Source organism: Mesorhizobium sp. M0207 (assembly GCF_040321995.1).
GTDB lineage: Bacteria > Pseudomonadota > Alphaproteobacteria > Rhizobiales > Rhizobiaceae > Mesorhizobium.
In genome coordinates, this window is record NZ_JAMYSQ010000005.1 from 131,235 (window position 1) to 144,021 (window position 12,787).

Below are 12,787 nucleotides of genomic sequence, written 5' to 3' on the forward strand. Positions count from 1 at the left end.
AGGAGGGGAGGGCGCTGGCGTTCCGGCCGGCACCTCGTCAATGTCGAAGTCGGTTGCCTCTATTGCGAGATGGCTGGCGAGATATCGCTTTTGAACCATTTCAGGCTCAGCGCCTTGATCGTCCCATCCTTCGTGGCCGCGTCGATGGCGGCGTTGAACTTGGCGAGCAACTCCGTATCGTCCTTGCGCAAGCCGGCGCCGACGCCCGGCCCCCAGAGCCCGCCCTTCAGCTCAGGGCCGAAAAACACCACATCCGCGCCGGAAGGCGTCTCCAGAAAATCCCGCCAGGTGAAATAGTCGGCGAGGCCGCCGTCGATGCGACCCGCGGCAAGATCGAGCTTCATGTTGTCCTGGCTGTCATAACTGCGAATGGTCACGACATCGCCCAGCATTTCCTTCACGACGGCTTCCGAATTCGACGAGCGCAAGGCCCCGATCGCCTTGCCGGCGAGTGTCGATCTGAGGCGCTCGATGGTTGCCTTTTCCTTGTCCCCGATGGTCGAAAGGTTGACCTTTTCCTTGGTGTCGCCGGCGTCGAGACCCAGGTCCTTGCGCACCACGAACTGGTTGAAGCCGGTGGCGTAGGGAACCGAGAACGCGATCTTCTGCTTGCGTTTTTCCGTGATCGCCATGCCAGACATGATCACGTCGAACTTGCCGACAAGGAGTGCCGGGATGATCCCGTCCCAATCCTGTGGGACAAAGGTACATTTGATCTCGATGCGACGACACAGCTCCTGTCCAACATCGATATCGTAACCGTAAAGTTGACCGTTCGCGTCGGTGCTGTCCCAGGGCGGCGAAGCACCTTCGGAGGCGATCGTTATGACGCGCTCGCTTTGCGCGCTGGCCGGGAATGCCGACATCAAGGATGCGATAGAAACAGCAATAGCTAGGGGTATGCGCATGATGCACCTCTTCGTTGGTTAAGATGGAAAGGGCCGCCAAAAACCCGCAGGTCAGGGCAGGGGCGTCGTGATCTCTGGGTCAGGTAGGGCGGGGCGCAATCGCGCCTTTCGTCGACGCACAGGATGCCCGTCGGTCGAAAGCCATCGCTCCAGAAGCTGGATCGCTTTTACGGCGATGGAAGTGAGCGACAGATAGATCGCTCCGGCGACGATGAAGATTTCGTACGGCGCGAACGTGGTCGACACCATCTGTCTCGCCATCCCGGTGATCTCGAGCAGCGTCACGGTGCTCGCCAGGGACGAACCCTTGATCATCCCAACGATCTCGTTGCCGTAGGCCGGAAGCGATATCCTGAAAGCGATCGGGAAGGTGACCAGGCGAGCGATCTGGAAGCGTTTCAAGCCGAGAGACGTGGCCGCCTCTGTGACACCCTTAGGCACGGACTGGAGACCGCGGCACAGGATCTCGGTGGTGTGTGCCGCGCTGTTCAGTGAGAATGTAAGCAGGGCGCACCAGAAAGGGTCCCGCAGGATCGCCCAGAAGATGCTGGCTCGCACCGCCTCGATCTGAGCGAGGCCATAGTAGAGCAGAAACAGCTGAACAAGCATCGGCGTTCCGCGGATCACATAGGTGTATGAGAGCACTGCGAGCGAGAGGCCGGGACGTCCGAATGCGCGCATGAAGGCGAGCGGCACGGACAGAATAAATCCGGCCGTCAGCGACAAGACCGTCAGGGTCAATGTGAGACCAACGCCCGAAGGCAGGACAACCATTGCGTCGAACATCAAGCCTAGGTTCATAGGTCGCTCCCCTACTGCCCGAGTGCCGGATAGCGCCGCTCAGCCAGCCGGATCGACAGCAGCGTGACGGTGGTCAGCGAGAGATAGAGAGCGGAGGCCGCAAGGTAGAAGGTCAGCGGTGCGCGCAAGGATCCGGCCCCCACATACGCAACGCGCATGATGTCGGTCAGGCCGACGATCGAAACCAGCGCGGTATCCTTGAAGAGCGAAATCCAGAGATTGCCATAGGCAGGCAGCGCCAGCCGCAGCATCTGCGGTCCGATGACGAACATCCAACGCTGCCAGGCATTCAGTCCAAGTGACTTTGCCGCTTCGGTTTGACCCGCTGGCACCGCCGCAATCGCGCCGCGAAACACTTCGGTTGCATAACCGCTGAAAACGACCGAGAGCGCGATAACGCCTGCGGTGAATGCGTTCACCTCCACATACCGGGCGGCGATCTTGCTGGCGAGCGTGGTTCCGCCGAAGTAGATGAGCAGGATAATGAGAAGTTCTGGTACACCACGGACAACTGTCGTGTAGGCGGTCACGACGCGGTTGAGGCGCGGTTTTGCCGTGCCCTTCGAAATCGCCAAAAACAACCCAAATGCCGTACCAAGGCAGCCGCTGACAAGGGCCAGGCTTATGGTCACGGTGAGTGCGACAACAAACTGACTAGTAAAACCACCCATGGGGCGCGTTCCTCGACTCGCATTTACCGCAGGATACGCCGGTCTTTATCACCAAGACCAAGCCGTATAACCCAAGGTTGCGAATTGTTATATTTGTAATTTGGAGTTAATTTGAGATATTGGCTAATTCTAGCGCCTGAAATTAAACACTCAATCTATAATTTTTATTATTTAATCTATAACGCACCGTTATATACTGAGGCCGTTCGTTGCTCCAAGGTTGGCGTTATCCGCTGCCCGGGTAGCGTTGTCAGGGCAAGGTGCGCAGGGAATGGAGTTGTTGCAGAGCGACCTCAAGCTCCGTCAGCTGAAGGTCTTCCGGGAAGTGTTGCGGGCCGGTTCGACACGGCGGGCGGCGGCAGCGCTCGGGATAAGCCAGCCGGCCGTCAGCCAGCATGTGAAGCAACTCGAGACCACGCTCGGCATCACACTGTTCAAGAGGTCAGCCAACCGCATCGTTCCCTTGCAGGAAGCATGGGAACTCCTGCGGAACGTAGAACTTGCCCTGACGTCGCTGGATCGTCTGGAAGCGTCGATCTTCGCTATGAAGAACGAGGAAAAGCAGCGGATCGCGATTGCCGCGCCTTCTGTTTTCGGTTTCGTGACCTTGCCCAAGGTCGTGGCGATTATCCGCTCACAGACCGCTTCGAATGTGCGGTCGATTTCGGGTAGCTACGAGCAGATCGGCGAGCACATCCTGGCCGGACGCGCGGATCTCGGAATCTCGCGACTGCCGCTGGACCCAAGTCTGTTTGATTGGGCGCCGCTTGGGTCAGCTCGCAACGTATGCATCTTCCATCCCGACCATCGCTTTTCACAACAGACCTGTATCGAGACTCACGACCTGGCAGGCGAAACGATCGTCGATATCGATCCGCAGTTCGCCGCCCACCAAATGAACTTCAATGCCTTGCGCTTCGCCGGCGTTGAGCCAGACATACTGGTGGAATTCGATTGCAACGGTCACGAAGCCGGATACGTTTCGGCTGGCCTGGGCATTTCAATCACCAACGAGATCATCGCGCGTGAATACGCGGCGTTTCACCTGGGAATAAAGCCAGTGGAACCATCCGCCCTCTATCACTACGTTGCGATTTGGCAGAAGGGCAGGACCTTTTCGAATGCACTGAACGTGTCACTCGAGGCGATCATCGCAGCGTTTTCCCAGATGCCGTCTGCGAGAGGGTGATTATCCCTTGAGGGATGGGTGTCCTCGGCAGCCGCTGCCCTTGAACAAGGGGCAGGGGTTCTTTCTGACGGAAAGCAATCGGCCCGCGCCCATTCAACAGAATGCGGGTTTTTGCGCAAAATAGCCCCGCTGTCAGGTTGTCTTGATGCCGATCTTGCGGCGCTTCGTTGGCGCCGCCTTAGGCTCAGGCGCGGCCTTCCGTCCCAGGCCGATCGCCTTCGCCATCGCCGATCGCACCGCGGCATAATTCGGCGCAACCATCGGATAGTCGGAGGGCAGGCTCCATTTCGCACGGTAGGCATCCGGTGACAGATCGTAGTGAGTGCCTAAGTGCCGTTTGAGCGATTTGAACTTCCTGCCGTCTTCCAGGCAGATGATGAAATCGGGCGTCACCGATTTCTTGATCGGGACAGCGGGTGTAGGCTTCTCTTCCGCTTTGGGTGCGGGTGCTCCCTGCAGCTTGCTGATCGCTCCATAGGTATCGGAAATTACGCGAGCGAGTTCCGTAACTGGAACCGGGTTATTGCTGACATAAGCGGAAACGATGTCGGCGGTCATCTCGAGCAATTCCGCATCGGACTTGATAAGATCGTCAGGCATTTGGCCAACCTTCATTTGCTCTCCAATTGCGTAGCCCCGATCTACGTCAGCAGCTTCGCTACAGCAAAGCCCACAGGGTGCACAAGACAAGAAGTTACAAAGAGCAACGCGGCGGGGCATGGGTCATGAAACTCTGCATGAACCAGTTCGAGCGCGGCACCGCCCAGCGATGAAGGTGCGAGCGCAATTGGGCAGGAGGGCGGATGCTGGCGGCCCGGCCGTGCATGATTGAACGCTCTTTTCTCTTCTGAATGTTCAACGAAAGCAACAGGTCAGACGGGCAGGTTTCCGAATAGCACGCCACGCTGTCCGTTTCTGCGACGGACCGCTTTAAGTGCTTCCGTCATCTCGCGACTGGATACATCTTGCTAGGTATGGAGAAAGATCGCGGCCTCGATTGGCTCAAAGGAGTCCACGCATCTTGCGGAAAGCTGTCCGCGTATTTTTCAAGTCCATCGCCATTCTCGACCCGTACCGGGCACTACCCGCGATGGTGGTGAAAATCCACAATCAGGCCTTGCATCTGCCGCCTGATAGGGCGATTCTTCGTCTTGCAAGCGCTCTCGCGCGCCAAGCCGCCCGCGAGGATCACGAGCGTCAACAGGCCGAGAAAACACATCATGAATCGAGCCGCGATCTACGCACGCTTCTCAACCGACCTTCAGAATGAGCGATCGATAGACGATCAACTCGCACTATGCCGGACGTACGCAGAGCGTGAGGGTTTGAACGTTGTCGCAACGTTTGACGATCGAGCCCGCTCCGGCGGTTCGGTCTTGGGGCGTGATGGTCTGCTGCAGCTCATGGACAAAGCTCGTGAGCACGAATTTGATGTTCTCGTCGTGGAGGCGCTTGATCGGCTCTCTCGCGACATGGAAGACCTTGCAGGCATTCACAAGCGCCTTTCATTTCTTGGCATCGAAATCCGTGCGGTTCACGAGGGTGTGGTCAATACGGTCTTGGTCGGGCTTCGTGGCCTTGTCGGCCAACTATACCGCGAGGACGTTGCTCACAAAGTCCGCCGAGGCCAAGCAGGGCGCATCAAAAATGGCCTTCACGCCGGCGGATTGACCTATGGTTACGCTTACGTGTTGGGCGATCCTGGGAAGCGCATAATCGTAGAAGAGGAAGCGCGGATCGTGCGTCGCATCTTTGGCGAATATGTCGAGGGTCAGACGCCACGCGATATCGCCCACAAACTCAACAAAGATGGCGTGCCGCCGCCTCGCGGCCGAACCTGGAACGCCTCAACTATCAATGGCAATGTGCAAAGAGGTACGGGGCTGCTTCAAAATGAACTGTATGCCGGTCGCTTGATCTGGAACAGGGTCCGAATGGTCAAAGATCCTGATACTGGCAAGCGTGTCTCGCGTCCAAATTCCAGGGGCGAGTGGCAAACAGTCGAAGTTCCCGATCTTGCCATTGTTTCGGCTGCGTTGTTCGATGCGGCACAAGCAAGGAAGAAGGCGCGGGCAATCACTCATCCAAGCCATCAGCGCCGACCGCAGCACTTGCTAACGGGACTCCTTAAGTGCGGTGCTTGTGGTGCTGGTATGTCATCAAAGGGTATCGACAAGACCAAGCGTGTTCGCATCCGCTGTTCCGCCGCCACGGAAAGCGGAATTTGCTCTGATCCCAAGACGTTCTATCTGGATACCGTCGAAACTGCGGTCCTGACCGGCCTCGCCGCCGAGTTGCGCCATCCTGACGTAATTGCCCATTACGTCCAGACCTATCAAGAGGAACGAAGGCGCCTTGCAGCCGATACCGATGCACGGCGTGCTCGCCTGGAGCGACGGCTCGGAGAACTGTCGCGCGAGATCGACCGCCTAGTCACCGCCATCGCCAAGGGCCATGGCGATCCAGCAGTCTTGGGACCGCAATCAACAACGCTGAATGAAGAGCGGAAAGCGGTTGTGACGGAACTGGATCAGGTGCCCGCGGCGGCCACCGTGATCGCACTGCATCCTGCAGTGTTGGCACGCTACGAACAACAATTGAATCAACTGCAGGCCGGACTTACAAAAGGCCTTATGGCCGGCGATTCCGAATCCGCAGAGGCGATGCGGGACTTGATCGAAACCGTGACCGTGTTTCGCGATCCATCAAGGCTCGGCGGAGTCGAAGTGGAAATCGCCGGACGTCTAATGGCGCTCCTGGGGGAGAAAGCCTTCCCCAACGGCGTCAGAGCGTCGGGGGGTATGGTGGTAGCGGGAGAGGGACTTGAACCCCCGACCCCAGGATTATGATGCTTGAACCTGGCTTTGATTTCGTTAATGAAATCGGGCGTTTGTCGCGTCTATGTCGCGCCTATCCTATTAGGGACCGTTCGGCAGCGGCCATTTCTTCAGCATCATCCTCACGCGGGAACAGGTGACCATACACGTCCATTGTCATCACGATCGAGCTATGTCCGAGGCGTTCTTGGATCACTTTTGCCGGGAGACCTAAGCCGCCGTCCTGCGGCCGGTTAATCGACCATGAGGCATAGAAGTGGCGAAGTGCGTGCATGCCGCCGTACTTGGCTACCATGACGATTTTGCCATCGTCGTCCTTCTCGTCGCTCGAGACCGTCACGCCGGCCGCTACCTGCGTGGGCAAGAAACCTCGCTTGGTAATGTTCGATCGACTTTCGATGTTGCCGCTTCCGGTCGGGAACACGTAGTGAAGTTCCTTGACCGGATTGCCGTCGCTATCCTCTGAAGCGCGCCGGGGGCAGGCGAGCTTCCACTCCCTCAATGCATTGACTACCGCCGGCGGCACAGGGATCGTTCTCTCTCCCGCCTCGGACTTCGGCCGGCCGATCTTTCCATAGTCGTCGGCGCGCTGGTGGACGCTGATCTGCGCTCGGTCGAAATCCACGTCTTGCCAGCGTAGGCCGCGTAGTTCCGATGATCGCATGCCGGTAAAGACCGCGGTGACGAGAAGCGGGCGCCAGCGTCCCGTCGCTGCGGCAAGAATGCCCTTGATCTCCTCGCGCGTCGGTATGTCGATGCCGACCTTGAGCTTGCCTTTCTGACGCTTGTCCGCTTGGCGCTCCTTGCCTCTGCGACGACCGCCGCGGAGATCCCTAACAGGATTGCGCGTTGCAAGGCCGCGCTCCTGCGCATCCGAGCAAAGCGCCCCAAGCGAGCCGACAACCTTCCGGGCCATTGCCTGTGACCGGCCTTCGTTCCGCAGCTTGTCCGCGAACTCGCGCACGGCCGGCACCGTGAGATGGGAAAGCAATGTTGTTCCGATGAACGGCTCAATGTGCAGCTTCAGGTGGCGTTTCCGCTGGTCGATCGATGAACGCTCGAGCCCCTCATTTTCCCCAGTGGCAATCCAGAACGCTCCCGCCGCCTTCACGGTGACACTCGCGCCATCTGCGACGTGCGAACCCTCTCTGACCTCCACCTTGGCCGTGGCGGCGAAGTTGTCGGCATCCTTCTTCTTGGCGAAGGTCTTCAGCCGGCGAACGCCCTTGCCGTCGACGTAATCAACGACCCACGCGGTCTTTTCCTCGCCTTTGCTATTCGTCCAGTTGCGCTTACGAATGGACATCAATTCGTCTCCTGGTCCGGAACTTTTTTCACGTTGCGCGCGCGCATGGCAGCCACGCGACAGCGGTCGGAGCAGTAGACAGAATGCGAGCGTCTGCCCGTCAATGGGCCGGTCAGGTACGCCTTCGAGCAGCGTGCACAGTGCGACAGGATTGCCCCCATCTGAAATGCGAACGCAGCCTCCATGGCCATGAGATTGCCGAGTGAAGACGGCTCTAAAACAAGGCGATCGCCGCCTCCCGACTCAGAGAAGTCGAACGTGGGGCGAAGGCTGACGCGACTTAAAAGTTCATTGGCGCGCTGGGTTCTGCTCACGGTCTTCGAATGTGAATTTAGGCGAAACACCTCTTCGAGATCCTCCTTTAACTCCACCAGAACGGACATGAAAACCCGATCAAGATTGGCCGTGGGCGTAAGTCTTTCCGGCAGTCCGAAGCGATTGAGAAAGGCGACGAGATCGTCATCGCCCCGGCAGTTGATAAAGTGCAACGCCACCGGATTCTCCAGGTCCGGCACATGATAGTTGACCGGATCCATTCTTTCCGAGCGGGCTCGAACGTCGCGATAATCGAGGTTCGGATGCTCTGTAGCCATCGCCTCGCCGCTCTCGTCCAAGATGATTTCGACACCATCTCGGGGCTTTTGCCAGTTCAACCGGATCGGGATCACGGACGCCTCCGTTACGATATTTTTGAAAAGTCCGTTATATGGGAGTTTTACCAGTGGTTTGCGCTTACCGCAAGCCCGTCCTTCGTGTTACGCTCTTTTCCATAAGTTGCGAACATAGGAGATGCAGATGGCCGAAGAGCACGGCGTTATTGACCTTGTTTGGGGGGCCGAAGCGATTGCCGAGGTAATTGGTCGGACACCCCGCCAAGCGTTTCACCTTTTGGATGCTGGCAAACTGCCGGCGAAAAAGGTAGGCGGCCGATGGGTCGCGGATCGGAACAAGCTGATCAGGTTCTTCCTCGAGGACGCCGCCTGATGACCGACGCCGCCCGGCACAATCGGCTCGTCGGCTATCTGCTCGCGAGAGCCTACGATTGGACGACCCCGCACAGCTTCTTCGACGAGCTACGTCGCCTTGAACCTGGTGCGACCGATCTTGCGATCGTCAGGGCCGGCATCGAGGCGAGCGAACTCTCGATCGAGCGCGTCCGCGAGATGATCGCAGCCTTCCGACCACGAGGCGAGGGAGAGAGTTTTGAAGTCCAGATCGCCGATCTGCTGGTCGCTGTTGCGTCGGTTTGGTTGGCATTTGATCCGGATACCACCGCCACGGCTGTGAGCGCGCGCTTCGGCCTTTCTCCATCTCAAACGGTGGCAGCCGTCGATCGCGCAAGCGCCATGTTGGGAGCGCCTCGATGACTGGCCGCAACTGGGATCGCCAGCGCGACCGCTCGCGCGTCGCGCGCCAGGGCGCCGAGCCCGTCGACGGCGCTCTTCTCCCATTCGGAGCGCCGAAGCGCCGGATCCCCAAGAGCGAGCTGCGATCCGAGATCGACGCCGCGATGGCGGCGCCAGGCGCCACAGTTAGCCGCCTGGTCGCGTGCGGCTGCGGCCACCGCGCAACCGTCCGCGTTCCCGTCGCTAAGCTCGGGCGTGCGCGCTTCCGGTGTCAATGCGGGGATCTGACATCATGAGCGATGAGCCTAAAGAAAACCGCCGGTCTGGGTGCGAACCAGACGCGGCGGCAGATCAGAAAACATCAGCCGGCGGAAAATATTCCTCTTCGTCGCGCAAGGCAAGACGGTCCGGACGCAAGATCATTGCCGGGAAGTGCGTCATCGCCGAGCAGCGATCGGAGGGGGGATTCTGGGACAAAGCGCTCCTTCGCATGAGGGAGATCGAACAGGTCGTTCAGATGCGGTTTGGAAAACTCATTCCAGAGGAGATCGATGCCGATCCTTTCATCCTGATCGTGGCTCATGCGGCCAACGCGTTGAAGCGGCCTTCGGACCTCAAATCTGTGCTGGCGGGTTGGTGCGCGCGCTTCGCGCCGCACCTGATGCAAGACTTTGACCATGTGTTCGAGCCCGTGCGGATGCGCATCGAGGGAAGGCGATACAACCTAAGCGACGCCGACGCGGGCAGACTTGTACGGCTGACGTGGCAGGAAAGATCAGCCTTGGAAATTAGGACCATGAACAGCGCCGACATATCGATCGAAGAGCAGCGGGACCGGGTCGCCGCTAAAGCCCGAGCCGATGACATCGAGCGCAAGCGGCAGGCGCGTCGGCAGGAGGGTTCTGACGACCGAGAATCGTATCTCGCGAAGGTATCAACCGGAAAGCCGTGGGAGGCTGAAGGGATCAGTCGGAGCTATTATTATGAGCGCAAGAAGCGTGAGCGGACAGGTCCGGCGGACCCCGCACACAATGCAGAGCGGACAGGTTCGGCGGAGGGCGCGCGGACAGGTTCGGCGGTCACTAGGGATATGGATACATATCCCTTCGGGTCTCCGGACGCACCTGTCCACTCGACGGTGGCAAGCGCAACTATTGACGAGATAGTGCAGGCGGTAGGAGGCGGTTCACCGCCGACCTCGTCCAGCCCACCGATATCGTACGGCACAATCAAGAATGGTGAGGTCGAGTTCGTAACGACGGCGGGGTCGCATGGGCTCCCCGCCTCGATCGAAGCACCACGATCATCTGTGTCAGAGACTGCAAGAAGAAGGGTATCGAGATGACGCTCGGGCTGTTTCCAGACTTGAACGTTATGACCTTCCCGATGACGCGAGTGACGAGGCGGAGGCGGAAGCAGACCGTCGGCCAGGTGGTGATGCCATTTCCTTTGGCGCGCCGAACGGTGACTGTTTTGAGGATCGCAGAAGGCCTGGAATCCCGAGAAGGCAAGATCCGCGACGACTTCTGGTACGCGGCGGTCCAGGCGCTTCGGGATCAGCTCGCAGCGGCCAATCTGTCGGAGGAGGTGATCCTGCGGGAAATTCGGTCGTTCAGATCCGCAGTTCAATTCGCAATCGATTTCCACCGCTTTGGTGACACGCCGAACGGTCGGGACGGTGCAGCGTGAGCATCCAACCCGCAGACCTCAGCCCCGCAAATTGGCTCCAGGCGGTTCGTATCGCCTTTCCGGGCGAAGCCCGCACGGTCGAGGTGGCTGAGTGCCTTGTGCGGTTCTGGCATCCCGATCTGCGGCTCTGCACGGCCCGCGTGACGCAACTCGCAGACGACACTGGCCTCCATCATCGTCGCGTCGGTCAGCGCCTTGGGAAGCTCGCTCATGCCGGCGCCATTTCGAGGATCCGAGTTGGCAAGCTGACGCGCCGAGCGCAGCGAACCGCTCGCCGGGCCGACGAATGGGGCCAATGCTACGGCCTTTCAATGAGCTGGGCCGCTAAGACGCTCGAGGACGCCGATCGTTCCGACAGACGAACTTCAGATCGAGCGCCGGCCCATGCGCCAGCCCGCGCCCGAACCTCCCAAAACAGCGGCGCCGGAGAAATGAAATGACCATCGAACAGGAAGAGCGCGCTCGAATCCGTGCGATCTTGGGATGCGCGTCGGCCAAGAAGATGCCGAAGCTCGCCGACATCCTCGCGATCGAATCCGAATTCACCGCCGAGCAGGCAGTTACAATGCTCGATGTCGCGGCGGCCGAAATTGATTCTGCCGTTGCGGCCGCGGCGAAGCCTTCAGCGGCCGCCTGGCGGAAGAATGAACCGAAGGCCGGCGTCGGCATCGGGACGCCTGAACCGATCGGCGGCGCGCCAGCCGCGGAGGGATGGCACCGGGCCGTCGCCAACGTCAATCGTCACATCGGCGATGATGCTGCCGACGGCAAGGCTGACGCTGGCTGGAAGCGCGCTGTCGGCGCGGCCGGCCGGTAGGCCTGAAATCCGATGCCCACGAAATGGCGGCCGGCCTTCGGGCCGGCGCCGCACGGCCCCTCAACCCCGTTGGAGTAGCTATCGTGAAGAATCCATTTTCCAAATCGAGCCCGATCTCGAAAGTCGAGGCACAGATCGCGCAATTCGAAGCCGCCCGTCTCGAGCTGACGAAAAAACAATTCCTCGTCGACAAGGCGCTCGAGGAGCACAAGACCGCGATGCGCGCATTTGTGCGCGATAATCCGTCACTCGACCCGCCCGCGGAGCTCCGCCACTCGGTCGCGATTGCCCGCGACCACCTCGAGGCGATAGTCGAGAGCATCGCCGAGGGGGATCAGCAGTTGGTCGACCTTCGCACCGCACTGGCCGCCACGCGCGACCAGGACACGCGTGACGAGGCAGCCCGGGCCGACGAGGCGCTCGCGGACTTCGTCGACAAGGAAGTCGCTCCCGAGCTCGCCAAGGCCGCTGCTATCTTCGGCAAGGCATGCGCTGCCTTCATGGCGAGGGTGCCCGAGGGGTTGAACGTCGTCGAGGCCCGATCATGGTCACGCGAGCAGCATCATCCGCTTCGGCACCATGACCATTTCATCCCGGCTGAGCTGCTCCGGGCGATCGTTGCCGAGAACCTCTTCGCCGCCGCGCCCGACCTCTTCGAACACCGGAGCTCGGTATTCGGTCGCGACCAGGTTCTCGCCCGGATGTTCGGGCTCGATCGCCAGATCCCGGAAATGAGATCTGACGGAACGCCGCCGGCGGCCATTCGGGATCCTGCGACAGTGCTGTTGTCGGACCGGCTTCGCGCCCGGGCTGCTGCCAAGCGCGCGGGCCAGCCTACCGCGGTCGACTCCGACCCCGCGCCGGCGGCAGCCCCCGAGCCTGACATTGCGGCGGACGTCGAGGTTTTCGCCACACGCGACTTTGCCTTCGTCGAGAACGCAAGCGGTCGTCATCACATTTGCCAGCGACGGTGGGTGCACCTCGTGCCGTCGCTCGTCGCTGATGTGGCCGTCGACCAGGATGTCGCGCTGCGCACGGACACGCCAGAAGGGCAGGACGCCTTCGATGCCGAGAAGCAATACAGAAAAAACAGCATGTCGATCCCAGAATCCGGCCTCGGCCTGGCGGATTGTTTCGACCTTGGCGACGTGCTCGGCCTGGTAGAGGATCCCGGCGAGGACCTGGCCGCGGCGGAGTGAAGGCGAGTGGCGCGGCTTCGGCCG

15 protein-coding genes are annotated in these 12,787 nt (G+C 60.0%); 9 read left to right on the forward strand and 6 right to left on the reverse strand.

Going from position 1 to position 12,787, the window contains the following annotated elements:
- Window positions 1–59: 59 nt before the first annotated feature.
- Genes NKJ15_RS10490 through NKJ15_RS10500 form a run of 3 tightly spaced genes read right to left on the reverse strand, consistent with a single transcriptional unit; the run spans window position 60 to window position 2,380 of the window.
- A complete protein-coding gene (locus tag NKJ15_RS10490; RefSeq protein ID WP_023705962.1) occupies window positions 60–908 on the reverse strand; it encodes a transporter substrate-binding domain-containing protein in 849 nt (282 codons plus the stop codon).
- Between the two features lie 51 nt (window positions 909–959).
- Entirely contained in the window at window positions 960–1,709 is a 750-nt protein-coding gene (locus NKJ15_RS10495; protein WP_502906889.1) for an ABC transporter permease, read from the reverse strand.
- An 11-nt stretch (window positions 1,710–1,720) separates the two neighbouring features.
- On the reverse strand, window positions 1,721–2,380 hold the full coding sequence (locus NKJ15_RS10500; RefSeq protein WP_352815141.1) for an ABC transporter permease: 660 nt from the start codon (window positions 2,378–2,380) through the stop codon (window positions 1,721–1,723).
- Between the two features lie 271 nt (window positions 2,381–2,651).
- Here NKJ15_RS10500 and NKJ15_RS10505 point away from each other — a divergent pair, with 271 nt between their 5' ends.
- Window positions 2,652–3,569: a LysR family transcriptional regulator gene (locus NKJ15_RS10505; RefSeq protein WP_352815143.1), complete on the forward strand. Its 918-nt coding sequence runs from the start codon at window positions 2,652–2,654 to the stop codon at window positions 3,567–3,569.
- A gap of 132 nt (window positions 3,570–3,701) precedes the next feature.
- Here NKJ15_RS10505 and NKJ15_RS10510 read toward each other — a convergent pair whose 3' ends face one another.
- Window positions 3,702–4,169 (reverse strand): Ros/MucR family transcriptional regulator, encoded by a 468-nt coding sequence (locus NKJ15_RS10510; protein ID WP_023705958.1) that lies wholly within the window; start codon window positions 4,167–4,169, stop codon window positions 3,702–3,704.
- A gap of 421 nt (window positions 4,170–4,590) precedes the next feature.
- Here NKJ15_RS10510 and NKJ15_RS10515 point away from each other — a divergent pair, with 421 nt between their 5' ends.
- Both NKJ15_RS10515 and NKJ15_RS10520 read left to right on the forward strand, forming a co-directional pair.
- Entirely contained in the window at window positions 4,591–4,839 is a 249-nt protein-coding gene (locus tag NKJ15_RS10515; protein ID WP_352815145.1) for a hypothetical protein, read from the forward strand.
- Window positions 4,790–6,418: a recombinase family protein gene (locus NKJ15_RS10520; RefSeq protein ID WP_352815147.1), complete on the forward strand. Its 1,629-nt coding sequence runs from the start codon at window positions 4,790–4,792 to the stop codon at window positions 6,416–6,418. The genes NKJ15_RS10515 and NKJ15_RS10520 overlap by 50 nt, the downstream gene beginning before the upstream one ends.
- Before the next feature lie 61 nt (window positions 6,419–6,479).
- Here NKJ15_RS10520 and NKJ15_RS10525 read toward each other — a convergent pair whose 3' ends face one another.
- Window positions 6,480–7,712 (reverse strand): tyrosine-type recombinase/integrase, encoded by a 1,233-nt coding sequence (locus tag NKJ15_RS10525; protein ID WP_352815149.1) that lies wholly within the window; start codon window positions 7,710–7,712, stop codon window positions 6,480–6,482.
- Window positions 7,712–8,380, reverse strand: a complete 669-nt coding sequence (locus tag NKJ15_RS10530; protein ID WP_352815151.1) for a hypothetical protein — start codon at window positions 8,378–8,380, stop codon at window positions 7,712–7,714. The genes NKJ15_RS10525 and NKJ15_RS10530 overlap by 1 nt, the downstream gene beginning before the upstream one ends.
- Before the next feature lie 127 nt (window positions 8,381–8,507).
- Here NKJ15_RS10530 and NKJ15_RS10535 point away from each other — a divergent pair, with 127 nt between their 5' ends.
- The 6 genes from NKJ15_RS10535 (at window position 8,508) to NKJ15_RS10560 (ending at window position 12,763) form a co-directional block, all read left to right on the forward strand.
- On the forward strand, window positions 8,508–8,696 hold the full coding sequence (locus tag NKJ15_RS10535) for a DNA-binding protein (RefSeq protein ID WP_352815153.1): 189 nt from the start codon (window positions 8,508–8,510) through the stop codon (window positions 8,694–8,696).
- Window positions 8,696–9,079, forward strand: coding sequence for a hypothetical protein (locus tag NKJ15_RS10540; protein ID WP_352815155.1), 384 nt, complete (start codon window positions 8,696–8,698; stop codon window positions 9,077–9,079). The genes NKJ15_RS10535 and NKJ15_RS10540 overlap by 1 nt, the downstream gene beginning before the upstream one ends.
- Before the next feature lie 271 nt (window positions 9,080–9,350).
- Complete coding sequence (locus NKJ15_RS10545; RefSeq protein WP_352815156.1) at window positions 9,351–10,403, forward strand: hypothetical protein; 1,053 nt, start codon at window positions 9,351–9,353, stop codon at window positions 10,401–10,403.
- The gene (locus tag NKJ15_RS10550; RefSeq protein WP_352815157.1) at window positions 10,400–10,747 is read left to right on the forward strand and encodes a DUF6074 family protein; all 348 of its coding nucleotides are present in this window, start codon (window positions 10,400–10,402) and stop codon (window positions 10,745–10,747) included. Before NKJ15_RS10545 ends, NKJ15_RS10550 begins: the two co-directional genes overlap by 4 nt.
- 436 nt (window positions 10,748–11,183) lie before the next feature.
- The gene (locus NKJ15_RS10555; protein ID WP_352815158.1) at window positions 11,184–11,564 is read left to right on the forward strand and encodes a hypothetical protein; all 381 of its coding nucleotides are present in this window, start codon (window positions 11,184–11,186) and stop codon (window positions 11,562–11,564) included.
- 23 nt (window positions 11,565–11,587) lie between these two features.
- On the forward strand, window positions 11,588–12,763 hold the full coding sequence (locus NKJ15_RS10560; protein WP_352815160.1) for a hypothetical protein: 1,176 nt from the start codon (window positions 11,588–11,590) through the stop codon (window positions 12,761–12,763).
- Window positions 12,764–12,787: the final 24 nt, after the last annotated feature.